The following is a 26,111-nucleotide window of genomic DNA, read 5'->3' as shown; positions in this document are numbered from 1 at the left end:
GCCGGGTGATTTCCGGTGTGACCGTGGTGACTTTGCTGGCATGGCTTGTTTTTCTGCCCTGCCAGGCTGCGGGCGCATTGGGCGCCCGGCATTCCCTGCGCCCTCTCTTTCGAGAGGGCTTGAGGATTTCTGGCAAAAACTTCGCGCATGCATGCGGCGAGATCGTGAAACTGTGGTTGTTTGAAATTACGAAGAGCGACGCAAAGTACTCGGTGCCACCTCTCCCCCTGTGGGAGAGGTCGGATCGCATCGACAGATGCGATCCGGGTGAGGGGTACGGACTATCGATAGACCTGAACCCCTCACCCCAACCCTCTCCCACAAGGGGAGAGGGAGCGCACCGTTATCGTTGAAGTATTGTGCGACGTCCCCACGTAAGCAGGACGGCATTCGGAGATGCGACTTCGGAGGCTTCCCGCCTACACGCTTCCGACCGTCTTCAGCCGCGCCCGCGGATGGATTTCGGCCTGCGACAGCACGGTGGTTTGCGACCGGAATCGCTCCACCAGCGAGCGCACGAAGGGACGGATCGCCGCCGAAGTCACCAGCACCGGTGCTTCGCCTTCGCGCGCGGCCTGTTCGAAGCGGTCGCGCACCACGGCCATGAACTCGGACAGTTTGGAAGGCTGCATCGCGAGGCTGCGTTCCTCGCCGGTGCCGATCAGCGACTCGGCAAAGGCCTGCTCCCATTTGGCCGACAATGCGATCAGCGGCAGGTAGCCATTATGGGAGGTGTTCTGCGCGCAGATCTGGCGGGCGAGGCGGGCGCGAACATGTTCGACCATCGTCGCCGGGTTGCGCGAAAACGCCAGCGCGTCGGCGACGCCTTCGAGAATGGTGGAGAGATCGCGGATCGAGATCCGCTCGGCGAGCAGCAGTTGCAGCACGCGCTGAATGCCGGAGATCGTGACCAGGCTCGGCACGATGTCCTTGATCAGTTCGCCCTGCTCCTTGGGCAGGTCCTTCAGCAGTTTCTGCACCTCGCCATAGGACAACAGGTCCGACATGTTGTTCTTGAGCAGTTCGGTCAGGTGCGTCGACAGCACGGTCGCGGCATCGACCACGGTGTAGCCCTTCAGGGAGGCTTCTTCCTTCAGCGAGGCATCGACCCAGGTCGCCGGCAGCCCGAAGGTCGGTTCGGTAGTGTGAATGCCCGGTACCGCGACCTGGTTTCCGGCGGGGTCCATCACCATGAACTGGTTCGGCCAGATCCGGCCCGTGCCGGCGTCCACTTCCTTGATCTTGATGACGTAGGTGTTGGCTTCCAGCTGCACGTTGTCGAGAATGCGCACCGCCGGCATCACGAAGCCCATCTCGATGGCGAGCGAACGGCGCAGCGCCTTGATCTGTTCGGTCAGCCGGTCGGTACCGTCGGGGCCGTTCACCAGCGGAAGCAGCGCATAGCCGAGTTCGATCTTGAGGTCGTCGATCTTCAGCGCCGTCGCAATCGGCTCTTCCGCCGCCGCACTGGCCGCCGCGGCCGCGGCGGGCGCGGCCTTGGCGACAGCTTCCGCCGCCGCGACGGCGCGGTTGCGCTTGCGCGCCGAGAAGGCGAGAGCCGCCGCGCCTCCGCCCAACGCCAGGAACGGCAGCATCGGAATGCCCGGCAGCATTGCCAGCACCAGCATCACGCCGGCCGACATCCCAAGCGCCTGCGGATAGCCGGAAAGCTGCTTCATCAGCGCCTTGTCGGCGGCGCCGCTGACGCCGGCCTTGGAGACCAGGAGGCCGGCGGCGGTGGAGACGATCAGCGCCGGCACCTGGGTGACGAGGCCGTCGCCGACGGTGAGCAGCGTATAGGTGCGCGCGGCTTCGCCGAAACTCAGGCTTTGCTGGGCGACGCCGATGATGATTCCGCCGATGATGTTGATGAAGACGACCAGCAGGCCCGCAACCGCGTCGCCACGCACGAATTTCGAGGCGCCGTCCATCGCGCCGAAGAAGCCGCTTTCGTCTTCCAGCGCCTTGCGGCGTTCCTTGGCGGCCTTCTCGTCGATCAGCCCGGCGGAAAGATCGGCGTCGATCGCCATCTGCTTGCCCGGCATGGCGTCGAGGTGGAAACGGGCGGCGACTTCGGCGATGCGGCCCGAGCCTTTGGTGATGACGACGAAGTTCACGATCACCAGGATCGCGAACACGATAATTCCGATCACGAAATTGCCGCCCATCACGAAATTGCCGAAGGCCTCGATGACGTGGCCGGCGGCGTCGGTGCCCTCGTGCCCGCGCGACAGGATCAGCCGCGTCGAGGCCAGATTCAGCGAAAGCCGCAGCATGGTGGAAATCAAAAGGATGGTCGGAAACGACGAGAATTCCAGCGGCGCCTGGATGAACAGCGAGGTCATCAGGATCAGGATCGACAGCGTGATCGAGATCGCGAGAAAAAGATCGAGCACGATCGAGGGCAGCGGCAGGATCAGCACCACCAGGATGGTGAGGATGCCGAAGGCGAGCGCGAGATCGCCGCGCCTTAAGATGGTGCCGATTTCGCCGAAGCTTGGAAATCCGGCTCCCGGCGTTCCCGCGCCCTGACCTGCCGTGACGTCGACCATGGTTGCTGCTTCCCCCCGCGTATGCCGGTCGCGGGCGCCAAACGTCTGCGCGGCGGCCAAAAGACCGCCGTTTCGAAGATGAGGCACCGCACTGGCGTCCACGGGTAGTCCCCCGTCCTACGCGATCGACGACACTCGACTTCACTGGGCAATTTTTGCCCAGTTTATGGTTAGGAAAGCGTTAACGGTCATTCCCGGGGGCGCGGAAAGGCCGGAACCTTGTTGCACTGCATCTGCATGCCCAATATTGCGCCATTGTGGGTTGACCCCGGGCCTGCGCGCGACGAAGTTGCGGCCGTGCACGCCCTCTCCGATTCATCGAAAGATTCGCCACTTTTCATCCCAGACTCACGTCAGGCATGGGTGAGGCTGGCGCTCGCGCTGGTGCTGGGCTCGCTCGGCAGCGTCGGGATGTGGTCGGTGGTGGTGGTGCTGCCGGTGGTGCAGTCGGAATTCGGGGCGACCCGCGGCGCGGTGTCGCTGGCCTTCACGCTCACCATGCTCGGCTTCGGCCTTGGCGGCGTCGTCGCCGGCAAGATCACCGACCGCTTCGGCATCGTGGCGGCGATCGCGCTCAGCATTGTCTTTCTCGGCTCGGCCTATGTTGCCGCGGGATTGTCGACCACGCTGTGGCAGTTCATCCTGGTGCACTTCCTGATCGGGCTCGGCACCTCGGCGACCTTCGGGCCGCTGATGGCGGAGGCCTCGCACTGGTTCGAGCGCTATCGCGGGCTGGCGGTGACGATCGTCGCCAGCGGCAACTATGTCGGCGGCACGATCTGGTCGCCGCTGGTCGGTTGGGGAACCCAGCTCGCCGGCTGGCGCACCACCTTCATCGCGATCGGCCTGTTCTGCGCGGTGGCGATGACGATCGTGCTGGTGCTGCTGCGCGCCCAGATCGGTGGCGCATCGCGGCGCACCCACGAGAACGCGCCGCCGCCGTGCGTCGATCTCAACCTCTCCACCAACACGCTGACGGTGTTGCTCAGTATCGCCAGCATTTCCTGCTGCGTGGCGATGGCGATGCCGCAGGTTCACATCGTCGCCTATTGCGGCGATCTCGGCTACGGCGTGGCGCGCGGCGCCGAGATGCTGTCGCTGATGATGGCATTCGGTATCGTCAGCCGGATCGGCTCGGGATTTCTCGCCGACAAGATCGGCGGCATCCGCACCCTGCTGATCGGCTCGGTAGCGCAGGGCTTTGCGCTGTTGTTCTACCTGTTTTTCACCAGCCTGCCTTCGCTGTACGTCATCTCCGCGATGTTCGGCCTGTTCCAGGGCGGCATCGTGCCGAGTTACGCCATCATCGTCCGTGAATCGATGCCGGCGCGGGAAGCCGCGACCCGGGTCGGCATGGTGATTTTCGCTTCGGTGTTCGGCATGTCGTTCGGCGGCTGGGTGTCCGGCGTGATCTTCGACGCCACCGGATCCTATGGGGCTGCGTTCCTCAACGGCCTGGCGTGGAATGCGCTCAACATCGCCATCATGGTGGGACTGCTGCTGCGGGCAAGGCAGCGGCTGGCAACGGCGTGAATTCGGTCAAACGGCCTGACCGGTCTTGATCAGCACGCAGCCGGTAATCTTCACGCTGCCGTCGGGCTCGAGCTCCAGCGTGTACAGCGCCTCCCACGGCACGCCCTCGGCGTCGATGATGTGGACGTGCTGGGCGATGGTACCGTCCGCAACCCGCGCCTCGCCGAATTCAAAGCTTTTGTGCCGGTAGACCGGGGCGTAGCTCCGCTGCACCATGCCGAGGAAGATATCGGCCTGCGGAAATATCTCGTGTATCGCGGGCGCCGCGTAGGAATAAGCCGCCGCGGCGTCGTCACGGCCGAGCGCTTCAACCTGGGAGCGGATGATGGCTTGTGCTGCGGCGATATCGTCGGCGGCGCCGGCGGGCGAAGCGAGGGCGGTCAGGAGTGTGAGGAGCAGGACAAGCGCGCGCATGAAAGGTCTCCCGGTATCACTGCTCCCGTTACGGCTCACCTTGCGAAATGGTTTCGGCGGAAATCCAAACGCCTCTAGCAGGTCTTCATTGGTTTCCATGCCACGTTGAACGCTGAAACGCCGGTCACGCTTTCGAACACCCTTCGCCAGGGCGTCACCGGACTGGTCATCACAACGTCGGTGGCGTTACCTTCAATCGTGATCACTTCCTCCACCGGGGTTGTTTCGGGACGCGGCAGCGGAAACACCACGCTTTGCGGCTTGGCGGTGAGGGTAATCGGCGGGGAAAGGTAACTGCCTTCGCGCAGCCGGACCGTGCCGCTGCCCACCGTCGTCGCAAGAAGTATTTCGCGCGGCAGCATCCGGCATTGCTTTGTGCCGTCAGCCGCCTGATCCTTTACCGCAACCGGCGAAGTACCGCTCGTCATGACCACGGCGGTAATGGCGCAAGCCAGCACGGCGGCGCCGATCCCGGCTACGACCATCGAACGTTTGGGAGCCTGTTCAGCCTGACCCTGTGAAGCGCCTTGCTGTTGCATGATGATCCCCCGATGAGGCCGGCGGACCGATTATGGATTCGGCTTGCGCCATCTGACAAGGCGTAATCGCCCTTGAGGCCTTGGGCGCAACCTGAATTTCCACCATACTGTGCCCCTTGTCACAGGACGATGACCGACTTTTTTGGCGGGTTTTTCGCTGATTATCTTTGCTCCTCAATGCCGCTTGGGTAAGCTGTCCGGCAGACACGGCTATTAGGCAGGCATACTGGCGATGTCCGATTCAGCACAGACACCGATGGCAAAAAAACCGCCGCCGGCGGCGGCGAGCAAGTCCTCAACTTCGGCAGTGAGAAGCACCTCCAGAGGGCGCCCGGCGGTCGTCGCCGCGATCGGCGGCCTGCTGATCGCCGCCGCCGTCGGGCTGGTGCTGATGAAATCCGATATCAGCTTCACGCTGGGAGGTTCGGGAAGTTCGGCGCAGCCGAGCGTTTCATTTGTCGCCAAGAGCGACATCAGCCAGGCGGCAGCCACCCTGACGCCCGCGGCTGCGGGAGCGCTGGTCGACGACGCCGAGCGCTGCAAGATTCCACTGGTCTCGATGACGATTTCCAAGGGGACAGCCCCCGTCGGCGCCATCATTCGAATTCGGGCGGGCAGCTACGTCTCGCCCTATTTCACGGTCACTGAGGGTATGCAGCGGATCGCGATGCCTTATCCGGCGCCGTACGGCTCCGGCGCCGGCACGTATATCGTCGAAGGCAATGCCAACGGCGCGATCCTCGGCCTGACACCGACAAAGAGTCTGCTGGAGCTTCCCGGCACTCAAAACATACCCGTCGTATGGCGACCCGTTAGCCCCTGCTAGAAGAGACGCCATCGCGATGAAAAATCTCTTCAAGGACCAGCAGATCGTCGCGATCATTATCGGCGGGGTCGCGGCCGCCGTCATCACCGCGTGGATTTTCAACCCGCAATCGGGTCCGGCAGGATGGATCAAAGGGCTGTCGCCCGCGACCCAATCGATCCTGAGCGGCGTGGTGATCGCTGGCGTGCTCGTCAGCGTCGGATTGCTGGTGACGGTCGTGGCTTCCAGTTTCGCCCGAACCGGCGCGCTGCAGCCGGTTTCGACCGGAGGCATGTCCGACGCCGCGAAGATGCTGCTGGCTCCCGAACGGGAGATTCCGGATCAGCCTCCCAACAAGGCCATCGAGAGTCTTGAAGCGATGGTCGGGCTGGTGCCGGTCAAGCGCGAGGTCAACGGTCTGATCGCCCGGCTGCAGGTGGAGCAAAAGCGGCGCGCGCAGGGTCTGCCGACCGCGCCGCTCAGTCTGCATATGGTCTTCACGGGCCCCCCCGGCGTCGGCAAGACCGAGGTCGCCCGTGCGCTCGGAGATATCTATCGTTCGCTGCGGGCGTTGCGGGTCGGACATCTGGTCGAGGTTCAGCGCTCCGACGTCGTCGCCGGCTTCATCGGCCAAACCGCGCCCAAAATGCTGGAGAAGTGCAAAGAGGCGCTGGATGGCATTCTCTTCATCGACGAAGCCTATACCCTGGCCGGCACGCCAGGATCGGGCGGAGATTTCGGCAGGGAAGCCATCGACGCGCTGCTGAAATTCATGGAAGACAATCGCGACCGCATCATGGTGATCGTCGCGGGCTATCCCAACGAAATGCGCCGCTTCATCGACACCAATCCCGGGCTTGCAGGACGTTTTACCAAAACCATCGATTTCCCCCCCTACAGCGCGAACAATCTATGTGAAATCCTCCGCCGAATGGCGGAGCGCCAGCATTTCACTTTGCCCGAAGGTTTTCAGGCCAGGATCAAATCGTGGATCACGGAGAGATCGCGCGCCGAAGATTGGGCCAATGCGCGCGAGATGCGCACGTTACTGGAAAAGGCGCGCGAGGCGCAGGCCACACGCATTTCGGCGGACCCATCCGCCGACCTTTCCCGGCTCGAGATCGTCGATCTGATGAAGGCAACAGGGCGTGGTTGAGCAGCGATGATGATCACGGGGCTCACGATCCTATGCATTCTTGCCGCGGGGCTGTGCATGACCTTTGTCGCGATGCGGCTGGTCGATCAGCACGGCCAGCAAGCGCAAAATTCACCCGACATGGTCCGTCCCATCGTCATTGTCGACGCCGATGAGCAGCCCGAAACCTCTCCAATGGAACTCGCGCTGGCCAAGCTCGATGCCATGGTTGGTCTTGCACCTGTCAAGGGGGAAGTGCGAGGGCTGATCGCGCGCATGCAGGTCGAGCAGAAGCGCCGCGACCAGGGCCTCGACGTCTCCGCGCTGAGCCAGCACATGGTGTTCACCGGCCCGCCCGGTGTAGGCAAAACCGAAGTCGCGCGGCTGGTCGGAGAAATCTTTCGCGGGCTGAAGGTGCTTCGCAAGGGCCACGTCGTGGAGACCGACCGCGCCGGGCTGGTCGCCGGTTATGTCGGACAGACCGGCATGAAAACGCTCGACCGATGCCGCGAGGCGCTCGATGGCATTCTGTTTATTGACGAGGCCTACAGTCTCGCCGCCTCGCCTGGCGACGGTCCCGATTACGGCAAGGAAGCGATCGATACCCTACTCAAATTCATGGAAGACAATCGCGACCGCATCATCGTGATCGTGGCGGGCTATCGCAATGAAATGCGCCGCTTCATCGACAGCAATCCGGGCCTGGCGAGCCGCTTCAGCAAGACCGTCGACTTTCCGTCCTACGACCCGAACGAGTTGTGCGAGATCTTCAGGCGCATGTCCGCGCGGCAGCAGTTCAACCTGCCCGCCGGCTTCGAGGGCAGGCTGCGGCCGTGGATCGACAGCCGGTCGAAGTCGGGAGACTGGGCCAATGCGCGCGAGATGCGCACACTGCTGGAGAAGGCGCGTGAAGCCCAGGCGATGCGCGTGGCCAGCGACCCGGCAGCCGATATTTCATTGGTTACGATCGAGGACATCGTTGTCGCGACCGGCCAGAAGGGCGAAGACAACGAAGCCGCGATTGCCGCCGCGCTGGCGAAGCTTGATGCGATGGTTGGCCTCACCCCCGTCAAAACGGAAATGAAGGGGCTTGTCGCGCGCATGCAGATCGAGCAGAAGCGCCGCGATCAGGGACTCCCCGTTGCGGCGCTGAGCCAGCACATGATCTTCAGCGGACCGCCCGGCGCGGGCAAGACCGAAGTCGCGCGCCTGATGGGTGAGATCTTCGAGGCGTTGAGGGTGCTGCGCAAGGGACACCTTGTGGAGACCGACCGCGCCGGCCTGGTTGCCGGCTATGTCGGGCAAACCGCGATAAAGACGCTCGACAAATGCCGCGAGGCGCTCGACGGCATCCTGTTCATCGACGAGGCCTACACGCTGGGTACCCCGGCCGGCATCACCATAGCTCATGACTTCGGCAAGGAAGCGATCGAAACGCTGCTCAAATTCATGGAGGACAACCGCGAGCGCATCGTCGTGATCGTCGCCGGCTATCGCAATGAAATGCGCCGCTTCATCGACAGCAATCCGGGTCTGGCGAGCCGTTTTAGCAAGACCATCGACTTTCCCTCCTACGATCCGAACGATCTGTGCGAAATCTTCAAACGCATGGCCGCCCGGCAGAAGTTTGACCTGCCCGCGGGTTTCGAAGCCAAGCTCAAGCCGTGGATCGACGGCCGTTCGAAGTCGGAAGACTGGGCCAATGCGCGCGAGATGCGTACACTGCTGGAGAAGTCGCGCGAAGCCCAGGCGCTGCGGGTGGCCAGCGACCCGTCGGCCGATATTTCACTGGTGACGATCGAGGACATCGTTGTCGCGACCGGCCAGCAGGCCGAAGACAACGAGGACGCGATCGCTGCTGCGCTCGAGAAGCTCGACGCCATGGTCGGCCTTACGCCCGTCAAAACGGAAATGAAGGGGTTGGTTGCGCGCATGCAGGTCGAGCAGAAGCGCCGCGATCAGGGACTGCCCGTTGCCGCGCTGAGCCAGCACATGGTTTTCACCGGACCGCCCGGCGTCGGCAAGACCGAGGTCGCGCGCCTGATGGGCGATATTTTCCGGGCGTTGCGGGTGCTGCGCAAGGGACACCTTGTGGAGACCGACCGCGCCGGGCTGGTCGCCGGCTATGTCGGGCAAACCGCGATAAAGACGCTCGACAGGTGTCGTGAGGCGCTCGACGGCATTCTGTTCATCGACGAGGCCTACACGCTGGGTACACCGCCGGGCGTCACCCTGGGTTATGACTTCGGCAAGGAAGCGATCGAAACGATATTGAAATTCATGGAGGACAATCGCGAGCGCATCGTCGTGATCGTCGCCGGCTATCCCAACGAAATGCGCCGGTTTATCGACAGCAATCCGGGCCTGGCGAGCCGTTTCAGTAAGACCATCGACTTTCCCTCTTACGACACGAACGAGTTGTGCGAGATTCTCAAACGCATGGCCGCCCGGCAGAAATTCGACTTGCCCGCCGGCTTCGAGGCCAAGCTCAAGCCGTGGATTGAAGGCCGTGCCAAGTCGGAAGACTGGGCCAATGCGCGGGAGATGCGCACGCTGCTGGAGAAGGCGCGCGAAGCCCAGGCGATGCGAGTGGCCAACGACGCGTCGGCCGACATCTCGCTGGTCACGATCCAGGACATCGTTCTGGCGACCGGCCAGAAGCCTGAGGAAAATGAAATCCCGGTTGCCGCAGCACTTGCCAAACTGGATGCCATGGTCGGCCTGACCCCGGTGAAGACGGAGGTCAAGCGGCTCGCGGCCCGGATGGACGTCGAGCAGAAACGCCGCGATAAGGGCCTTCCCGTCGCCGCGCTGAGCCAGCACATGGTCTTCACCGGACCGCCCGGCGTCGGCAAGACCGAAGTCGCGCGCGTGATCGGCGATGTTTTCCGGGCGCTGAAAGTGCTGCGCAAGGGACACATCGTCGAAACCGACCGCTCCGGCCTCGTCGCGGGCTATGTCGGGCAAACCGCGACGAAGACGCTCGACAAATGCCGCGAAGCGCTCGACGGCATTCTGTTCATCGACGAGGCCTATACGCTGGCGGCGAGTAGAGGCGGCGGCGACGTGCATGATTTCGGCAAGGAAGCGATCGATACGCTGCTGAAGTTCATGGAAGACAACCGCGAGCGCATCGTCGTGATCGTCGCGGGCTACCGCAACGAGATGCGTCGGTTTATCGAGAGTAATCCGGGCCTGAGCAGCCGCTTCACCAAGACGGTCGATTTTCCCGCTTACGGCGCCGGCGATCTCTGCGAAATCCTCAGGCGCATGGCGGCGCGCCAGCAGTTCTCGCTGCCGGACGATTTCGCCGCCGCCCTGACGCCATGGATTGAAGAGCACGTCAAGGCGCCCGATTGGGGCAATGCGCGATCGATCCGCACGCTGCTGGAAAAAGCCCGAGAGGCCCAGGCGATCCGGATCTCGACCGACCCCAATGCGGACCTGTCGCTGATTGCGACCGAGGATATTCTCGAGGCGACGGTCAGTTGACGATGGACCGGACCGCACCGGAGGCCGCAGCATGATGCCCGTCAATTCGCCGTGGCTCGCCGCCCATGGCAAGCTCTGGTACGACGACAAGCGGTATCGCTTCGCCTGGATCGCGTGGCCGCAGGCGCTGGCCATCCTGGCGTTGCTGTGGTTCTGGGCGATGCCGCCAAGCGCCAAGCACGCGCAATGGGGCAAGCCGATGGATAGCGATGCGCGCAGCACCCAGCTGACCGAACTGCGCGACGCGGCGAAATCCAGCCAGTCGGCGATGGATTCGCTGGAACGGGACGCGATTGGCGGCGAGGCCCTTGCCCAGTTTTTTTTCGGAACCTTGTTCGACCCCGATCTCAAGCTGAGCACGATCGTCCAGCCCGATATTGCCAAGGCCGTGGGCTGGTACGCCAGGGGAGCCAGTCAGGGCGAAGATTCCTCGCTGCGCAATATTGCCCTGATTTACTACTACGGCACCTGGGTTCGCCGGGATTATACCAGGGCTTGCTACTACGCCGGCAAACTCGGCAAGGGTTCTTTGCAAGGTCTGGGCAACGCACTGGTCGTAAAGGGAGATTGTTACGCCCGCGGCCTTGGCGATACCAAGGTCGACCTGGTGCAGGCCGCCAACGCCTACGAAGGTGCTTATTCCGACGGCAATGCGCGCGGCGGCGCGGCGCTCGGCTACTTCTATGAAAACGGGGTTGGCGGCCGGGCCAAAAGCGGCGAGACCGCGCTGAAATATTATCGCGAAGCGGCCGACAAGGGCGACTCGCTCGGGCTCCACAACCTCGGTGCCGCCTACAATTCCGGCCTGTTCGGCCTGCAGCGCGATGGCGGCGAGGCGGCCCGGTTGATCGTGAGCGCACTGGAAACCAAATACGAGGTCACCGTGCAGTCCCTGACCACGCATCCGGAGATCTGGAGCGGAGACTTCTGGCAGAATTTGCAGCGCCGGCTGGCAGAGAAGGGGCTTTATAACGGCCCGATCGACGGGCGCGCCAATTCCGCCACGCTCGATGCGGTGAAACGGCTCGGCCGGAACTGAAGCGGAGTTGGTTGCCGGGTTCCTCCGCCGATTGCCCGAAAATCGTCCGCGCCGCCGCCGCCGGCTCTTGTCCGCCAGCGAATTTCTTGGGACATTCGCCGGCAGGATGCGGGCACCAGATCGGAAACTGGCGGGGATGCGAGCCGTTCGACCCATTGCGATATCCGCGGCGGTGGTGATCGCGACTTTTCTGATCGCGACCGTACCGCCGCGATGCTCTGCCGCCGAAGCCTCGCCTGACAGCCAGCGGCGTTTTGACGTTGCGCAGACCTCGCTGGGGGGGCCCGCCGACACGCCGGCGGCCCAGCCCGCCCCGCCCGCGCCACGCGCGCCTGCGCCATCATCGCCGCGGATGGACTACATTCCGCCGATCTACGACAAGCAACCCGAGCAGCGCCAGCCGGAGCCATCGGGGGATGTGCCCTGGGGAGCGCTTGCCTTTACCGCCGATGGTTCCTGGTCGTCGGACTGGAAGATGGCTTCGCAGGCCGAAGCCGAGGCCGACGTCGCCAAAAGATGCTCGGCGATGGGACACGGCCGCTGCGAGGTCATAAACTTTTCCGGACAGCAATGCGCGGCGTTGGCCACCTTCATCGGAAACTATTCGCGGCGGCGCTGGGAGTTGTCGTACACCGCCGGCGGCAACACCTATCCGGAAGCCCAGAACGCCGCGATGGCGCGTTGCAACGCCGACGAAAGAACCCGCGGCAATTGCCAGTTCCGCACCGCCGTCTGCGCCGACGGACGATAGGTCCCGCCCGAATCCGGCATGGGGGCAGAAGGCGCGCAAGTCTGCTGTTGGATGCGAAGCCGACAAAGTCTCGTTGAGCGCGATGCTGGGCGATCTCGGCTCGCTATAACCTTTATTTCAAAGACAAGACGACCGGACCCGCAACCGGATCGGTGACGCCGAGACCGCCGCCCAGTTCTGCGAGCGCATCGCGAAAAGAATTGAGAGTGGAGATCATAACTGGCCGCGCCTTGATGCACGCGTCCATGTCTTGCCACTCGGCGATAATGCAGTAGGAACGGTCACCGGTCTTGATAATGTTGGCGTGCAATAAACCCTGCCAAGTTGCTCCAATTGTCTTGTGTGCGTCCAAAAACTCCTGATCGCGCCCCGGCTTCACTCGAAAACGCACTGCATTGAAAGCGGTCACGGTCTTCTCCCATAGCACCCTGACATTCCCGAAGACGACTCGCGTTTACGTGTTCGCGCGAGTTGAAGCGTACGCGTTCGCTACCCACCTTGCGATCACGAACCAATCAGACTGTACCGACCTCAGTCTTGATCATCTTTGCCAACTCATGGCGCAATTCGGGGTTATCTTGATGGCCATGCACCGTGATAGCATGTTGCACCGCCGCTTCCAAAAGCTCCTTTTTGCTATCGGCTGAAATGGCGACCGTGCAGTTCATCTCACTTGGATAATCTCGGCAATCCACAAACATTCTACCCATGTCAGCCTCCCTCGTTACCGAGCATACCATTCACTTCCACGTTCGTCGTGGAATTTATGTGGGGAAAATAACCGGTAAAGCTGCTCGCAGTTCGATTGGACGCGGCGGCGGGCCGGTCGATGCCCAAACGCGCAAGCCATTGATTTTGTTGTGGTGGGAACCAGCCGCTGTTTTCGCCGATCTGTCTTTTGCGGCAATGCCGACGCTCAATGACCGACCAGCCTATCAGCATTCGATTCGACAAAAAACTCCGACGCCGCAGCCGTTAGATGGACTTCGTCAAAGGCAACGGATGTTTTCCGTCCCGGCACGGCGAGCAGGCAGCCGTCGTCGTTACAGAAAGTCGAAAGCGCCGAGATGAAAATCGCGGACGTTCCGTTAATGGCCCGTTGAACCGCAAGGTTCCAATCCAGTTCCGACTTGAAAGACTCAGGAAAAGCCCTGTCCTTTGCCGGCAATTTCCCGCCCGCGATGGATGCTCTATAATACCAGATCCTGATGCGGGGTACCGCGGCTTGCCATACGGGAAATTGCCCAATCACCACGATCCGCTTGACACCCATCGCAGCAAGCTGAATCACCGTCTCACGTATCATCGCTTCACTGACTTGGCCCCAATTTTCTCGACCGTCATATAGACTCCATCTCGCGGCCATGATGACCGTTTCGGGATTCAACCCCTCGATCTTGCGCGCGACGGAGTCGTTGAAGGGGCGGCAATTCTTTCGCGCTTCGCTCGCAAAGGAAAAGATCGGCGGGCATCCAGACGCTGCGAGCGCTGCGACGGTAAAGTTGCCGAGTTTCGATTCCAGACCTCTCATCCCTGGATAGAGGCGCGCGGCCAGCGAGTCGCCCCAAAGGACAACTTTCCGCGCGACCGCGGAATTACCTTCGTCGCATTCCTTGCTTAACAGGTCCGTTTGTTCAGCCGACAGCAAGCATTGGCCCGGCCGGAATGAAGCAGCCGATCCGTCTCCAAGGTCCTGGCTCAGTTCACGGACGTCCTCCGGAATTCTGTTTGGGAACCCATCCTGGACATAGATCAATAAGCCGAGGCATCCTGTCGTTACCAACGCAAGCGAAACGGCGATCGACTTCCGGGCCGCCGGTGCTCCAAAACGGATCGGCTTTTCAATCAGCCGGTAGGTGAGGTCCGCCAAAATGAACGCCGCCGCGATGCCGCCCAATCTCATCAGGTCGGTTGGCTCCTTGATGCGAACCACACGTTCGAACACCAGGATCGGCCAATGCCACAAGTAGAGTGGGTAGCTGATCAAGCCGACATAGACCATCGCGCGACGGCCAAGGATCAAGCGACCGATCAACGTCGCCTGACCCGCCCAGATCAGCAGTGCGGCGCCTACCGTCGGCAACAGCGCCCACCAACCTGGAAACAACCGGTTCCGGTTGATAAGAAGCAATGCGGCAAGCAGCAAAGCCATTCCCAGCCATGCCGCTGTCTCATGCATCGCGTCGGCATGGCGCCGATGGAAACTTGTCAGCTTGATCAGGCGGCTTTGTATCAGGTTCGTGAATTCAAGTTTGGACAGGGTTGCGAATGAAAGACCGCAGCCCAGCATGAGTTCCCAAAATCGTCCAACAGGAAGATAAAAAGCGTAAACCAGGTTCGTTCGAACGAGAGCGATATTGGCGATAAACGAAACCGCGAACACAATGCCGGTCACTGCCAGGACAACGCCATATCGCCAGGATAGCGCGACGAGCAACGGCCAGATCAGATAGTATTGTTCCTCAATGCTGAGCGACCACAGGTGAAGCAGGGGCGTCAACTCGGCAACCGGGCCAAAATAACCGGCATCCAGCACGAAGGCGAAGTTGGCAACAAAGCCCGCAGCGGCACCGACGTTCCTGCCCAGCAGCCGAAACTCGTCCTGGAGGAGGACAAACCAACCCGCAATCATGCACGCGGTAAGCACAACGATAAGCGCGGGAAAGATGCGCCGGATGCGTCGCGCATAGAAATCAATGAAGCTGAACCTTCCGGCCTGAAGGTTTTGGCAGATGATGTTCGTGATCAGGAATCCGGAGATGACAAAAAAAATGTCGACGCCGATGAAACCGCCCGGAAATGCATGAGGAAAGTTATGGAAAGCAATGACGGATATCACCGCGATCGCGCGCAGACCGTCAATATCGGTTCGATAATCCGACCGCACTAAAATTCCTCAAACGACTGATGCGTGGTGGGCCTGCCTGGACTCGAACCAGGAACCAGACCGTTATGAGCGGCCGGCTCTAACCATTGAGCTACAGGCCCCGCCGAGGTGCCGCTGTGGGCGGCCAAGCAACGGTGCCGACACCCCTTACAATGTGGCTGGCGATCCGGCAATGCCGTGGCTCCATTGTGGTGTCATGCCCGCCACCGGGTCTCGCCTTGAGCGAGTCCGATGACAGCCCCGCGTTTTCCGTCAATCCACCGAAACGCCTGCGAACTCGACCACCTTGCGCCATTTTTCGGTCTCGTCGGCAACGAGCTGGCCGAACTCGGCCGGGGTCATCGGCTTCGGGATGCCGCCGATGTCGGAAAGCCGCGCCACCAGTTTTGGATCTTTCAGCGCCTCGCCCACCGCCTTGTTGAGGATATCGACGATCTGCGGCGGGGTGCCCTTCGGCGCCGAGATGCCATAGAACCCGACCGACTCGAATCCCGGCACCGTCTCGGCAATGGCGGGAATATCGGGCACGCCGATCCAGCGCTGCGGCGAGGTGACGCCGAGCGCGCGCACGGTGCCCGAGCGCGACTGCTCCAGCGCCGACGGCAGATTGTCGAAGATCAACTGCACCTTGTTGGAAATGATGTCGGGAAACGCGATCGCCGATCCGCGATAGGGCACGTGGACCATGTCGCATTTGGTCATCGCCTTGAACAGTTCCGCCGACATGTGCACCGAAGTGCCATAGCCCGACGAGGCATAGGAGATCTTGCCCGGATTGGCCTTGCAGTAGTCGATCAACTCCTGGACCGTCTTGACCGGCATGGCGTTCGACACCACCAGCATGTTGGTCAGTTGCATGATGCTCGCGACCGGCACGGTGTCGCGAATGAAATCGTAGGACAAATGCTTGTAGAGCGAGGTCGAGATCGCGTTGTTGGGCGCGACGAACAACAGCGTATAGCCGTCCGGCGGTGAGTTGACCGCCGCGGCTGCTGCGATGTTGCCGCCGGAGCCGGCGCGGTTCTCCACCACGAATTGCTGGCCGAAATGCTCCGACAACCACTGGCTCATGATCCGCGCCACGATATCGACCGGGCCGCCGGCGGCGAACCCGATCAGCCAGTGCACCGGGCGGTTCGGATAGTCGGCGGCGGAGGATGGCGTGATGCCGGCCGCCAGACTGGCAAGGCAGACCAGGCTCAGAAAAAAAATGGTGCGTAAAAATGCGATCATGGGTTTCTGCTGCTTTCTATTCCACCGAAACGCCGGCGAACGCCACCACCTTGCGCCATTTTTCGGTCTCGTCTGCAATCAGCTTGCCGTATCCGGCGGGCGTCATCGGCTTCGGGACGCCGCCGATGGCGGCAAACCGTGCGATCAGCTTTGGATCCTTCAGCGCTTCATTCACCGCTTTATTGAGAATGTCGATGATTTCCGGCGGCGTGCCCTTGGGCGCAGACATGCCGTAAAACACGGCTGCCTCATATCCCGGCACCGTCTCGGCGATGGCGGGAACATCGGGCACGCTGGGCCAGCGCTGCGGCGAAGTAACGCCGAGTGCCCGAACGGTGCCGCTGCGCGCCTGTTCCATCGCGGTGGGCAGGTTGTCGAAGATCAGCTGCACTTTATTGGAGATGACGTCGGGAAAGGCGATCGCCGATCCGCGATAGGGCACATGCACCATGTCGCACTTGGTCATCGCCTTGAACAGTTCCGCCGACATGTGCACCGAGGTGCCGTTGCCCGACGAGGCATAGGAGATCTTGCCGGGATTGGCTTTGCAATAATCGATCAGCTCCTGCACGGTTTTGACCGGCATGGCATTCGACACCACCAGCATGTTGGGAACTTGCGTGAAACTCGCAACCGGCATGGTGTCACGGATGAAATCGAACGGCAGTTTCTTGTAAAGCGAGGCGCTGATCGCGTTGTTGGCGCCGCTGAACATCAGCGTATAGCCGTCCGGCGGGGAATTGATCGCGGTCTCGGTCGCGATGTTGCCGCCGGAGCCGGCGCGGTTCTCGACCACGAACTGCTGGCCGAAATGCTCCGACAGCGAATGGGCCATGATCCGCGCCACGATATCGACCGGGCCGCCGGCGGCGAAACCGATCAGCCAGCGCACCGGGCGGTTCGGATAGTCGGCGGCGGAAGATGGTGCGACGCTGCTCACGAGACTGACAAGGCAGACAACGCCAATCCATGCCGCACGCCAAAATCCGGTCATGAGCCGCTCCATTGCAACTGAGGTGTGCGATGCAAACGTTCCTCAGGTGGCGCATGCTTTCACACAAATCGGAATTTGCCTACATTGCCTTTCGGCGGATATTTTGCATTGATCCGTGGCGTCGCGCCGCAACGCAGATGGGACAACCAATGAACATCGGAAGCATGGTTTGCGTGGGCGTGTTGTTGCTGGCGACCTGCGCCGCGGCGCAAGATAGGGGCAACGCCATTCAAAAGACCATGATCAGCCTGGGGACGGCGACGCCGGGCGGCGGTTTCCCGCTCTATGGCAACGCCTTTGCCGAGATCGTGAACGGCGCCGACCCGACGCTTGCGATTCTGCCGCGCAACACCAAAGGCAGCAACGAGAATATTCCGCTGCTGGAGACCGGCAGCATCGATATCGCGCTGGTCGCGGGAGAACCGTCCTACGAAGCGTTCATGGGGATCGGCCGGCCGCGGACCAAGCTTAAAATCCTCACTGCGATGTATTCGAGCCCGGGCATGTTCGTGGTGCGTGCCGACAGCCCCTACAAGACCATTCGCGACCTCGTCGGCAAGCCGGTCGCGTTCGGGGCCAAGGGCTCCGGCCTTCCGATCCTGTCGCGCTACATGCTCGACGGTCTTGGCCTGAAGCAGGACGAGGATTTTAAATCCATCTACCTCGAGCGCGCCGGCGACGGACCGGCGATGGTGCTCGACGGACGCGCCGCGGCATTGTGGGGCGCCGGCATCGGCTGGCCCGGATTCACTACCGTGGCCGCGAGCCCGGGCGGCGCCCGGTTCATCGCACCCGATGCCGACGAGATCGCGCGCATCCGGGCGAAGCACACTTTCCTGAAGCCGCTCACGGTACCGGCCGGCAGCTATCCAAACCAGAATGCGCCGATCGACTCGGTCGGCTCATGGAGTTTTGTTCTGACGCGCGCGAGTTTGCCTGATGATGTCGCCTACCATCTGGCGCGGTCGCTGCACGGTGTCGAAGCCGCGTTCTGCAGCAAACTGGCGCAGGCTTGCGAAACCACGGCCGCGAACACCGTGGCTGCCGCGCCGGATCCCGAACTGATTCATCCCGGGGTGATGAAGTATCTTCGCGAGATCGGAGTGGTGAAGTAAGAGGCGAATAGCGAATGGCGAATAATTCCTGCTATTCGCCACTCGCTACTCGCCGTTCGCTTCCTTACTTCTTCACCAGCGGACACGCCGGATCGGGCGGCCCGAAGGCTTCCTCGCCGGGAATCTTCGCCAGGATCTTGTAATAGTCCCACGGATATTTGGATTCCTCCGGCGACTTGACCTGCACCAGCATGAGGTCGTGGACCATCAGGTTGTCCTCGCGCAACTTGCCGTTGCGGGCAAAGAAATCCTCGATCGGCTTCTCGCGCATCTTGGCCGCGACTTTGAGCGGATCGTCGGTGCCGCTGTCCTTGATGGCGTTGAGATAGTACATGACGGAAGAATAGACGCCGGCCTGCCACATCGTCGGCATCCGGTTCATCTTGGCGAAGTAGCGCTTCGACCATTCGCGGGTCTTGTCGTCCATGTCCCAGTAGAACGACGTCGTCAACAGCAGGCCCTGCGCCGCCGGAAGCCCGAGCGAATGGATGTCGGTGATCAGCGCCAGCAGCGCAGCCATCTGCTGGCCGCCCTTCAAGACACCGAATTCGCCGGCGGTCTTGATCTCGTTCATGTTGTTGGGGGGACCGGCTGCGATGCCGATGATCTTGGCCTTGGAGGCTTGCGCCTGAAGAATGAACGACGACAGGTCCGGCGTGGCAAACGGCGGCCGCACCGCGCCGATCACCGTGCCGCCGCTCTTGAGGATCACGGCTGACGCATCGCGTTCGAGCGAGTGACCGAACGCATAGTCGTCGGTGATGAAAAACCAGCTATCGCCGCCGCGCTTGACCACTTCCTGCGCGGTGCCGACCGCCAGCGCGTGGGTGTCGAACACCCACTGGATCGCATAGGGCGAGCAGAATTTGCCGTGGAAATCCGCAGCTCCCGTCGAGTGCGTGATGAACAGCCGTCTCTTTTCGTTGGCGACGTTCTGCACCGCGAGCCCGACGGCAGAGACCGGCACGTCGACGATCAGGTCGACTTGTTCGGTATCGTACCAGCGCCGCGCGATGGCGGCGCCGATGTCCGGCTTGAGTTGATGATCGCCGACAATGATGCTGATCGGCTTGCCGAGCACCGTGCCGCCGAAATCGTCCACCGCCATTTGCGCCGCGGTCACCGAGCCCTGGCCGGTCGGGGTCGAGGCCGGGCCGTTCATGTCGGTGAGGACGCCGATCTTGACCACGTCGTCCGAGATCTGGGCCAACGCCGTAGTCGAGGCCAGCATTGCGGCGGCGAGTGCTGCAAGCACGGACATGTTTCTGGCGAACATCTTGTCTCCTCCCGTTACCATCAGGCGCATTGGCCATCTTGCTTGACCGGCGACCTGACGCGGCCGGCCCGCCTTTCTGCAATCATTCGAGCGCCCGCGTCAACGCGGCATTTGGCTGTCCATTTCCGGCTTGATTCAGTACATACGCGGCATGGTTGTCACGCAGCGCCTGCCGGTTTCGCTCACCCCGCTTGAGGCGGTGTCCGCGGCATTGCTGGACCGGCTTGAACCGGTTGCCCCCGTTGAACTTCCGCTCGTGGAGGCGCTGGGTTGCATTGCCGCGGACACGCCGCCGCTTGTGGCGTTTCCACCCTGCGACACCGCCGCCGCCGATGGCTGGGCCTTGCGCGCCCGCGACCTGGTCGGTGCGTCTTCGTACTCACCGCTTCCGTTGGCCGCATCGCCGGTCTGGGTCGAAGCCGGCGACCGCATGCCCGATGGTTGCGACTGCGTGGTCGATGCCGATCTGGTCGACCGGTCTGGCCCGATGGTTCAGGTGCTGGCGGAGGCGATCCCGGGGCAGGGCGTTCGCCGCGCCGGTGGCGATATCGCCGAGGGTGGTTTCGCTGTCGCCGCCGGGCGGTCTGTCCGCGCGCTTGACCTGTTGATCGCGCGGGGGGCGGGGCTGGCAACGTTGAAGCTGCGTCGTCCGCGCCTGCGCGTGGTCAATATCCCGGTGGGGTCGGGCAAGGCAGTGACGGCGCAATTGATCGCGGAAAACGCCCGTGCGGCCGGCGCCAGTGTGACGTGCACGGATGCCGCCGCGCGCGATGCGGCGTCCATCGCCGCAGCGATCGATATCGGCTCGTGCGATCTATTCATCACCATCGGCGGCACCGGCATAGGCCGCACCGATGCGACGATCGCAGCACTGACCCGGCGCGGCGAGGTCATCGCGCACGGCATCGCGTTGCAGCCGGGACGAACCGCAGCCGTCGGCAGGATTGAAAACACGCCGGTCATCGCGCTGCCGGGTGCTTCGGATCAGGCGCTCGCGGCGTGGTGGACGCTGGTTCTTCCTGCGCTGGACCGATTGTCCGGGCGGCAAAAGCGCCAGGCGGTCACCCTGCCGCTGGCGCGCAAGATCGCCTCCGGCGTCGGCATCGCCGAAATCGTGCTGCTTGAAAGAAAGCATGGCGGCTGGATGCCGTCAGCCGTCGGCGACCTGTCGCTCGAGAGCATCGCCCGCGCCGATGCGTGGCTGGCCGTGCCTAGCGGCAGTGAGGGCTATGCTGCGGGCACGGCTGTGGATGCCTATATGTTGCGGGACTGATATGGGTTCGGACATGACCAGCGTTCATTCATCGAAAAGCCGCGACGGCACGGAGCAGGATCAGTTCCTGACCATCCTGTCGCGCGAGGACGCGCTGGCACGTTTTGAAGCCGCATTGTTTCCGCGCGACGTCCCCTGTGAACGACGGCCGTTGGCCGATGCGCTCGGTTGCGCGTTGGCCGAGGATATTGTGGCGCCGCTCGACGTGCCGCCGTTCGATCGCTCCAATGTCGATGGCTTTGCGGTGCGCTCGGCCGATCTCGCTTCAGCCACCGAGACGACGCCGGTCCGCCTTTTGCTGAACGACGAAATCATCGTCTGCGGCACCGCGCCGGCGCGGCCGGTGTTGTCGGGAACGGCGACGTCGATTGCGACCGGCGGTCCGGTGCCGCGTGGTGCCGACGGCATCGTGATGGTCGAGCATACCCAGCCTGTGGGCGCGCGCGCGATCGAAATCCGCCGCGCCGCTGTGCCCGGACAATTCGTGTCCTATGCCGGTTCCGACATCGCGCGCGGCGAGGCGCTGCTGCGCGCCGGCACCCCGATCGGCTCGCGCGAAATCGGTATGCTCGCTGCCTGTGGGATTGCCGATGTCGCGGTGACGCGGCGGCCGCGTGTCGCCGTCATCTCTACCGGCGACGAACTGGTCCAGCCCGGCCAGCGGCTACGGCCGGCCGCGATCTACGACACCAATGGCGCGATCGTCACCGCGGCGGTGAGCGAAAATGGCGGGGACCCGATATTCCTCGGCGCCATTCCCGACGACGAGCAACAGCTCGAAGCCGTGATGCGCCAGGCGCTTGCGACCTGCGACATGCTGGTGCTTTCCGGCGGCACTTCAAAGGGCGCGGGCGATGTGTCCCATCGCATCATCGCCCGGCTTGGAAAGCCCGGCATCATCGCGCATGGCGTCGCGCTAAAGCCGGGCAAGCCGTTGTGTCTTGCGGTCTGCGACGGCAAGCCGGTAGTGATCTTGCCGGGATTTCCGACCTCGGCGATGTTCACCTTTCACGACATGATCGTGCCGGTGCTGCGGCGCTTGGCCGGCCTGCCGCCGCGTTCCGATGCCAAGGTCACGGCGCGGGTGCCGGTGCGGATCGCGTCCGAACTCGGCCGCGCCGAATTCGTCATGGTGTCGCTGGTCGAAGGCGATGGCGGCTTGATCGCCTATCCCACCGGCAAGGGTTCCGGCGCCATCACATCATTCGCGCAGGCCGACGGCTTTTTGCGGATCGATGCGCTGGCTGACCAGATACCTGTTGGCACCGAGGCCGAGGTAACGCTGTTTACGCCGCATGTGCGGGTGCCGGATCTCGTGGTCGTCGGCAGCCATTGCACCGGGCTCGATCTCGTCACCGCGCCGCTGGCGCATGCGGGCTTGTTGGTGCGTTCGATCGCAGTCGGCAGCCTGGGCGGGTTGGCGGCGGCCAAGCGTGGCGAGTGCGACTTTGCGCCGATCCACCTATTTGATGAAAAAACCGAAAGCTACAACACGCCGTTCCTTGACGATGGACTTGAACTGGTGCCGGGCTGGCGGCGAATGCAGGGCATCGTGTTCCGCGCCGGTGACCCGCGGTTCGAAGGCTTGAGCGCGCAAGGTGCGGTGCGCGCCGCGCTCGCCGATCCCGCCTGCATCATGGTCAACCGCAACCAGGGCGCGGGCACGCGGATGCTGATCGACCGGCTGCTCGGCGATGCCCGTCCCGATGGCTACTGGAATCAGCCGCGGTCGCATAACGCGGTGGCTGCGGCCGTGGCGCAAAACCGCGCCGACTGGGGCATGACGATAGCACCGGTCGCGCATGCCGCGGGGCTCGGCTTCATTCCGCTGGCCGAAGAGCATTATGATTTTGCGCTGGTGACGGCGCGCAAACAGCGCCCGGCGGTGCAGGCGTTTCTGCAGGCACTGGCGTCGGAGGAAGGCCGGAGCGCGCTGGAGCACGCGGGGTTCAGGCCTGCCTAGCCGTCGCCCTCCGCACGTCGTCCCGGCGAACGCCGTGACCCATACTCCGCGGCGGTAGGTCTCGCGGAAAGCGTCCGACATATCGCTCTAACGACAGATCACGCGGTATGGGTCCCGGCTCGGAGGCCGGGACGATGGAGTGAATTGAATTGGCGGCCCCGCTCAGATAAAGGCCATGCCGCCGTTCAGGATGATGGTTTGGCCGGTCATGTAATCGTTGCCGATAACCATCAGCACCGCCTGCGCCACTTCGGAAGGCTGGCCGAGGCGGCCAAGCGGGATGTTGCGGGCCAGATCGGAGCGTCCGCGCATCATGTCGGTTTCAATCAGCGACGGCGCCACCGCATTGACCGTAATGCCTTCCTTGACCAGCCGCGCCGCGTAGCCGCGCGTCAGCCCTTCCATGCCGGCCTTTGAGGCGTTGTAGTGCACGCCGATGGCGCCGGCGCCACGGGCGGCGCCGGACGAGATGTTGACAATGCGGCCCCACTTCCTGGCGCGCATCGCCGGCAGCACGGCTTGGGTGCACAGAAAAGCCGATTTGAGGTTTACCGCAATGGTCAGGTCGAAATCGCTTTCCGTCAGGTCGTCGACGCCGCGCACGATCGCGATGCCCGCATTGTTGACCAGGATGTCGATCGGGCCCAGCGCCGAGGTGGTGCGATTGACCATCTCTGCGACCGCGGCCGTTTGCGACACGTCGGCGGCAACGGCGATCGCACGGCCGCCGATATCCTTGATCTTTGCCACGACCGTATCGGCGTCAGCGGCGCGTTGCCGGTAGTTGACCGCGACAGCGGCGCCGGCTTCGGCGAGTGCGACGGCAATCGCGGCACCGATGCCGCGGGATGCACCCGTTACCAGTGCGGTATGGCCGCTTAATTCAAGCTTGGGGGTCATGATCGAAATCCCGTTTGCGATAGATCAGCCGCCATCCAGCGCCGCCAGCCGCTCCGCCTCGGCGATATCGTCCATGGTGTTGGCGTTGAAAAACGGATCGAGCGGTATGGTCGGCCAGGTCACGGTCGCGAGCTTGTAGCGCGCGGTCCAGCGGTCGATCTTTCTGACGTCCTCGACCACCAGCGCGTGGCGGAGCTCCTCGCGAAGTGCGACGCTCCACAAGCCGATCACCGGATGCGACTGTCCGCCGGAAGCGGCGACCGCGAGTTGCGCATCCTGTTCGGCGCGGGCGCGATGCAGGCGCGCGACCAGGTCGCGCGGCAGGAATGGGCAGTCGGCCGCCGCGCTTAAAACCCACGCGACGTCAGGCCGGTTGGTCGCGGCCCAGTCGAGGGCAGCGAGAATGCCGGCAAGCGGTCCGGGAAAATCCTTCACCGTGTCGGCAATGACGGGAAGACCGAAGCTTGCGAACCGCGCCGGATCGCCGTTGGCATTGAGAATGAGTCCGTCGCATTGCGGCTTCAGCCGTCCGATCACCCGATCGAGAATGGTGCGGCCAGCGATCTGCCGCATCGGCTTGTCGCCGCCACCCATCCGTCGCGCCAATCCGCCGGCGAGCAAAACCCCTGGCGTTGCCGGCGCGTCTCTTGACGTCGCCGGCGCGTTACTTGACGTCGCCGGCGCGTTTTTTGACGTCGCTTCAACCGTCACGGTCTTCGCCTTTGCGCTTGTGACGGGCGGATTCCTCTTCGACAAAGGCAAGGTTCTGGTCGTAGACGATACGATCCTGGCCCGACAGCGCGATGAAGCGCTTGCCGCGCGCGCGGCCGACCAGCGTCAACCCGACCTGCCGCGCCAGATCGACGCCCCACGCCGTAAAGCCGGAACGTGACACCAGGATCGGAATCCCCATCCGCACCGTCTTGATGACCATTTCGGAAGTGAGCCTTCCGGTGGTGTAGAGAATCTTGTCGGCGGGATCGACGCCGTGGCGATAGATCCAGCCCGCGATCTTGTCGACGGCGTTGTGGCGGCCGACGTCCTCGGTGTAGCAGACCGGCGTGCCTTGCTTGCAAAGCACGCAGCCATGGATCGCCCCGGCCTCAAGATAAAGAGACGGCATGGTGTTGATCGTGTGCGTCATCTGATAGAGCCAGGACGTGCGCAATTCCGCTTTCGGAAGCGCCACGCTTTCCACGGCTTCCAGCAGATCGCCGAACGCGGTGCCCTGTGCGCAGCCTGAAGTCTGGGTGCGCTTCTTCAGTTTCGCCTCGAAGTTGGTATGGTGCTCGGTGCGCACCACCACCACCTGCAGGTCGTCGTCATATTCGACCTCGGTGACGACGTCGTTGTATTTCAGCATGTTCTGATTGAGCAGATAGCCGAGCGCGAGATATTCCGGATAATCTCCGATCGTCATCATGGTGACGATCTCCTGGGCGTTGAGATACAGCGTCAGCGGCCGCTCCACCGGCACGTTGATCTCGACGGCTGCGCCAGCCTGGTCGGTCCCGGCGACGCGTTCGGTCAGCCGCGGATCGCTCGGATTCGGCACGATCAGGGGGACAGGTGCTTTCTCGATTTTGGTCATCATTGGCAGGCTAGCATGACATTACCCGTTGGCCGATATAAACCACGTCGGGGCAAAACCCAGCCTGGTTCCGTCGGCGGCCCGGAGAATAGAATGAAAATGATCGGTCTCGCCGGGTGGAGCGGCGCTGGCAAAACCACGCTGTTGACGCGGCTGATCCCGCATTTTATCGCCGAAGGCTTGCGCGTTTCCGTGATCAAGCATGCCCATCATCAATTCGATGTCGACGTGCCCGGCAAGGATTCCTGGGTGCACCGGCAGTCGGGCGCCGCCGAGGTTCTGGTGTCTTCGACCCAGCGCTGGGCGCTGATGCACGAATTGCGCGGCGCCGCCGAACCGAAACTGCCTGAATTGCTGGCGAAGATGTCGCCGGTCGACCTGATCCTGATCGAGGGCTTCAAGCACGAGCCGCATCGCAAGATCGAGGTGTATCGCGGCGCCAACGCCAAGCCGGCATTATTCCCTGACGACCCCGATATCGTCGGCATCGCAACCGATACCAAGCTTGAAACAACGCTTCCGCTCGCCCATCTCGATGACATCAAGGCGATCGCCGCCATGATCCAGGCGTCCGCCGTCGATATCGCGGACGTGCTGGCGCGACGCGAGACCTGAGAAC

General features: G+C 62.9%; 23 protein-coding genes and 1 tRNA gene. 10 read left to right on the top strand and 14 right to left on the bottom strand.

Annotated features, from left to right (window positions below; genetic code table 11):
• The coding region (locus tag E7813_RS05690) for a hypothetical protein (protein ID WP_291571719.1) at window positions 1-250 on the bottom strand (250 nt) is incomplete at its 3' end.
• Between the two features lie 169 nt (window positions 251-419).
• Complete coding sequence (gene flhA, locus E7813_RS05685) at window positions 420-2,552, bottom strand: flagellar biosynthesis protein FlhA (RefSeq protein WP_291571718.1); 2,133 nt, start codon at window positions 2,550-2,552, stop codon at window positions 420-422.
• A gap of 363 nt (window positions 2,553-2,915) precedes the next feature.
• On the opposite strand from flhA, the gene E7813_RS05680 reads away from it, so the two are divergent.
• Entirely contained in the window at window positions 2,916-4,085 is a 1,170-nt protein-coding gene (locus E7813_RS05680) for an MFS transporter (RefSeq protein WP_291571716.1), read from the top strand.
• A gap of 6 nt (window positions 4,086-4,091) precedes the next feature.
• Here E7813_RS05680 and E7813_RS05675 read toward each other — a convergent pair whose 3' ends face one another.
• Window positions 4,092-4,499: a DUF4864 domain-containing protein gene (locus E7813_RS05675; RefSeq protein ID WP_291571714.1), complete on the bottom strand. Its 408-nt coding sequence runs from the start codon at window positions 4,497-4,499 to the stop codon at window positions 4,092-4,094.
• Window positions 4,500-4,573: 74 nt separating this feature from the next.
• Entirely contained in the window at window positions 4,574-5,038 is a 465-nt protein-coding gene (locus E7813_RS05670) for a hypothetical protein (RefSeq protein ID WP_291571712.1), read from the bottom strand.
• A 232-nt stretch (window positions 5,039-5,270) separates the two neighbouring features.
• Here E7813_RS05670 and E7813_RS05665 point away from each other — a divergent pair, with 232 nt between their 5' ends.
• From E7813_RS05665 to E7813_RS05645, 5 genes are all read left to right on the top strand, one after another.
• On the top strand, window positions 5,271-5,864 hold the full coding sequence (locus E7813_RS05665; RefSeq protein WP_291571710.1) for a hypothetical protein: 594 nt from the start codon (window positions 5,271-5,273) through the stop codon (window positions 5,862-5,864).
• Window positions 5,865-5,880: 16 nt separating this feature from the next.
• Complete coding sequence (locus E7813_RS05660) at window positions 5,881-6,999, top strand: AAA family ATPase (RefSeq protein ID WP_291571707.1); 1,119 nt, start codon at window positions 5,881-5,883, stop codon at window positions 6,997-6,999.
• Between the two features lie 6 nt (window positions 7,000-7,005).
• Complete coding sequence (locus E7813_RS05655; protein ID WP_291571705.1) at window positions 7,006-10,470, top strand: AAA family ATPase; 3,465 nt, start codon at window positions 7,006-7,008, stop codon at window positions 10,468-10,470.
• A 31-nt stretch (window positions 10,471-10,501) separates the two neighbouring features.
• Complete coding sequence (locus E7813_RS05650) at window positions 10,502-11,509, top strand: SEL1-like repeat protein (protein ID WP_291571703.1); 1,008 nt, start codon at window positions 10,502-10,504, stop codon at window positions 11,507-11,509.
• Window positions 11,510-11,645: 136 nt separating this feature from the next.
• The gene (locus tag E7813_RS05645) at window positions 11,646-12,260 is read left to right on the top strand and encodes a DUF4189 domain-containing protein (protein ID WP_291571702.1); all 615 of its coding nucleotides are present in this window, start codon (window positions 11,646-11,648) and stop codon (window positions 12,258-12,260) included.
• A gap of 112 nt (window positions 12,261-12,372) precedes the next feature.
• Here E7813_RS05645 and E7813_RS05640 read toward each other — a convergent pair whose 3' ends face one another.
• From E7813_RS05640 to E7813_RS05615, 6 genes are all read right to left on the bottom strand, one after another.
• Complete coding sequence (locus E7813_RS05640; protein ID WP_291571700.1) at window positions 12,373-12,669, bottom strand: antibiotic biosynthesis monooxygenase; 297 nt, start codon at window positions 12,667-12,669, stop codon at window positions 12,373-12,375.
• 106 nt (window positions 12,670-12,775) lie between these two features.
• Window positions 12,776-12,970, bottom strand: a complete 195-nt coding sequence (locus E7813_RS05635; protein ID WP_291571698.1) for a DUF1059 domain-containing protein — start codon at window positions 12,968-12,970, stop codon at window positions 12,776-12,778.
• 206 nt (window positions 12,971-13,176) lie between these two features.
• Window positions 13,177-15,147 (bottom strand): acyltransferase family protein, encoded by a 1,971-nt coding sequence (locus E7813_RS05630; RefSeq protein WP_291571696.1) that lies wholly within the window; start codon window positions 15,145-15,147, stop codon window positions 13,177-13,179.
• Between the two features lie 25 nt (window positions 15,148-15,172).
• A tRNA-Ile gene (locus tag E7813_RS05625) sits at window positions 15,173-15,248 on the bottom strand.
• A gap of 151 nt (window positions 15,249-15,399) precedes the next feature.
• Window positions 15,400-16,380 carry a tripartite tricarboxylate transporter substrate binding protein gene (locus E7813_RS05620; RefSeq protein ID WP_291571694.1) on the bottom strand — a complete coding sequence of 327 codons (981 nt, stop codon included), beginning with the start codon at window positions 16,378-16,380 and terminating at the stop codon, window positions 15,400-15,402.
• Window positions 16,381-16,396: 16 nt separating this feature from the next.
• Window positions 16,397-17,374: a tripartite tricarboxylate transporter substrate binding protein gene (locus E7813_RS05615; protein ID WP_291571692.1), complete on the bottom strand. Its 978-nt coding sequence runs from the start codon at window positions 17,372-17,374 to the stop codon at window positions 16,397-16,399.
• A gap of 149 nt (window positions 17,375-17,523) precedes the next feature.
• Between E7813_RS05615 and E7813_RS05610 the strand changes: the two genes are divergently transcribed.
• Window positions 17,524-18,489 carry a TAXI family TRAP transporter solute-binding subunit gene (locus E7813_RS05610; RefSeq protein ID WP_291571690.1) on the top strand — a complete coding sequence of 322 codons (966 nt, stop codon included), beginning with the start codon at window positions 17,524-17,526 and terminating at the stop codon, window positions 18,487-18,489.
• A gap of 64 nt (window positions 18,490-18,553) precedes the next feature.
• Here the strand turns inward: E7813_RS05610 and E7813_RS05605 are convergent, their stop codons facing one another.
• Complete coding sequence (locus tag E7813_RS05605; RefSeq protein WP_291571688.1) at window positions 18,554-19,765, bottom strand: ABC transporter substrate-binding protein; 1,212 nt, start codon at window positions 19,763-19,765, stop codon at window positions 18,554-18,556.
• A 151-nt stretch (window positions 19,766-19,916) separates the two neighbouring features.
• Between E7813_RS05605 and E7813_RS05600 the strand changes: the two genes are divergently transcribed.
• Together E7813_RS05600 and E7813_RS05595 are read left to right on the top strand one after the other, a co-directional pair.
• Window positions 19,917-21,038, top strand: a complete 1,122-nt coding sequence (locus tag E7813_RS05600; RefSeq protein WP_291571686.1) for a molybdopterin-binding protein — start codon at window positions 19,917-19,919, stop codon at window positions 21,036-21,038.
• A gap of 13 nt (window positions 21,039-21,051) precedes the next feature.
• Window positions 21,052-23,001 (top strand): molybdopterin biosynthesis protein, encoded by a 1,950-nt coding sequence (locus E7813_RS05595; RefSeq protein ID WP_291571684.1) that lies wholly within the window; start codon window positions 21,052-21,054, stop codon window positions 22,999-23,001.
• Between the two features lie 162 nt (window positions 23,002-23,163).
• Here the strand turns inward: E7813_RS05595 and E7813_RS05590 are convergent, their stop codons facing one another.
• The 3 genes from E7813_RS05590 to fdhD form a co-directional block, all read right to left on the bottom strand.
• Window positions 23,164-23,901 (bottom strand): SDR family NAD(P)-dependent oxidoreductase, encoded by a 738-nt coding sequence (locus E7813_RS05590; protein WP_291571682.1) that lies wholly within the window; start codon window positions 23,899-23,901, stop codon window positions 23,164-23,166.
• Between the two features lie 24 nt (window positions 23,902-23,925).
• Entirely contained in the window at window positions 23,926-24,522 is a 597-nt protein-coding gene (gene mobA / locus E7813_RS05585) for a molybdenum cofactor guanylyltransferase MobA (protein WP_291571727.1), read from the bottom strand.
• A gap of 79 nt (window positions 24,523-24,601) precedes the next feature.
• Window positions 24,602-25,492 carry a formate dehydrogenase accessory sulfurtransferase FdhD gene (fdhD, locus tag E7813_RS05580; protein WP_291571725.1) on the bottom strand — a complete coding sequence of 297 codons (891 nt, stop codon included), beginning with the start codon at window positions 25,490-25,492 and terminating at the stop codon, window positions 24,602-24,604.
• A gap of 93 nt (window positions 25,493-25,585) precedes the next feature.
• On the opposite strand from fdhD, the gene mobB reads away from it, so the two are divergent.
• Window positions 25,586-26,107 carry a molybdopterin-guanine dinucleotide biosynthesis protein B gene (gene mobB / locus E7813_RS05575; RefSeq protein ID WP_291571680.1) on the top strand — a complete coding sequence of 174 codons (522 nt, stop codon included), beginning with the start codon at window positions 25,586-25,588 and terminating at the stop codon, window positions 26,105-26,107.
• Window positions 26,108-26,111 lie beyond the last annotated feature (4 nt).

This window comes from Bradyrhizobium sp. (assembly GCF_004799405.1).
Taxonomy (GTDB): Bacteria; Pseudomonadota; Alphaproteobacteria; order Rhizobiales; family Xanthobacteraceae; genus Bradyrhizobium.
This window is presented reverse-complemented; position numbering and strand designations above follow the sequence as displayed.

What these genes read in the sequence shown, in the direction of transcription:
- flhA (WP_291571718.1), bottom strand. Translation starts at nt 2,552, where the DNA reads ATGGTCGACGTCACGGCAGGTCAGGGCGCGGGAACGCCGGGAGCCGGA.
- E7813_RS05675 (WP_291571714.1), bottom strand. Translation starts at nt 4,499, where the DNA reads ATGCGCGCGCTTGTCCTGCTCCTCACACTCCTGACCGCCCTCGCTTCG.
- E7813_RS05670 (WP_291571712.1), bottom strand. Translation starts at nt 5,038, where the DNA reads ATGCAACAGCAAGGCGCTTCACAGGGTCAGGCTGAACAGGCTCCCAAA.
- E7813_RS05665 (WP_291571710.1), top strand. Translation starts at nt 5,271, where the DNA reads ATGTCCGATTCAGCACAGACACCGATGGCAAAAAAACCGCCGCCGGCG.
- E7813_RS05660 (WP_291571707.1), top strand. Translation starts at nt 5,881, where the DNA reads ATGAAAAATCTCTTCAAGGACCAGCAGATCGTCGCGATCATTATCGGC.
- E7813_RS05655 (WP_291571705.1), top strand. Translation starts at nt 7,006, where the DNA reads ATGATGATCACGGGGCTCACGATCCTATGCATTCTTGCCGCGGGGCTG.
- E7813_RS05650 (WP_291571703.1), top strand. Translation starts at nt 10,502, where the DNA reads ATGATGCCCGTCAATTCGCCGTGGCTCGCCGCCCATGGCAAGCTCTGG.
- E7813_RS05645 (WP_291571702.1), top strand. Translation starts at nt 11,646, where the DNA reads ATGCGAGCCGTTCGACCCATTGCGATATCCGCGGCGGTGGTGATCGCG.
- E7813_RS05635 (WP_291571698.1), bottom strand. Translation starts at nt 12,970, where the DNA reads ATGGGTAGAATGTTTGTGGATTGCCGAGATTATCCAAGTGAGATGAAC.
- E7813_RS05620 (WP_291571694.1), bottom strand. Translation starts at nt 16,380, where the DNA reads ATGATCGCATTTTTACGCACCATTTTTTTTCTGAGCCTGGTCTGCCTT.
- E7813_RS05615 (WP_291571692.1), bottom strand. Translation starts at nt 17,374, where the DNA reads ATGACCGGATTTTGGCGTGCGGCATGGATTGGCGTTGTCTGCCTTGTC.
- E7813_RS05610 (WP_291571690.1), top strand. Translation starts at nt 17,524, where the DNA reads ATGAACATCGGAAGCATGGTTTGCGTGGGCGTGTTGTTGCTGGCGACC.
- E7813_RS05605 (WP_291571688.1), bottom strand. Translation starts at nt 19,765, where the DNA reads ATGTTCGCCAGAAACATGTCCGTGCTTGCAGCACTCGCCGCCGCAATG.
- E7813_RS05600 (WP_291571686.1), top strand. Translation starts at nt 19,917, where the DNA reads ATGGTTGTCACGCAGCGCCTGCCGGTTTCGCTCACCCCGCTTGAGGCG.
- E7813_RS05595 (WP_291571684.1), top strand. Translation starts at nt 21,052, where the DNA reads ATGACCAGCGTTCATTCATCGAAAAGCCGCGACGGCACGGAGCAGGAT.
- E7813_RS05590 (WP_291571682.1), bottom strand. Translation starts at nt 23,901, where the DNA reads ATGACCCCCAAGCTTGAATTAAGCGGCCATACCGCACTGGTAACGGGT.
- fdhD (WP_291571725.1), bottom strand. Translation starts at nt 25,492, where the DNA reads ATGACCAAAATCGAGAAAGCACCTGTCCCCCTGATCGTGCCGAATCCG.
- mobB (WP_291571680.1), top strand. Translation starts at nt 25,586, where the DNA reads ATGAAAATGATCGGTCTCGCCGGGTGGAGCGGCGCTGGCAAAACCACG.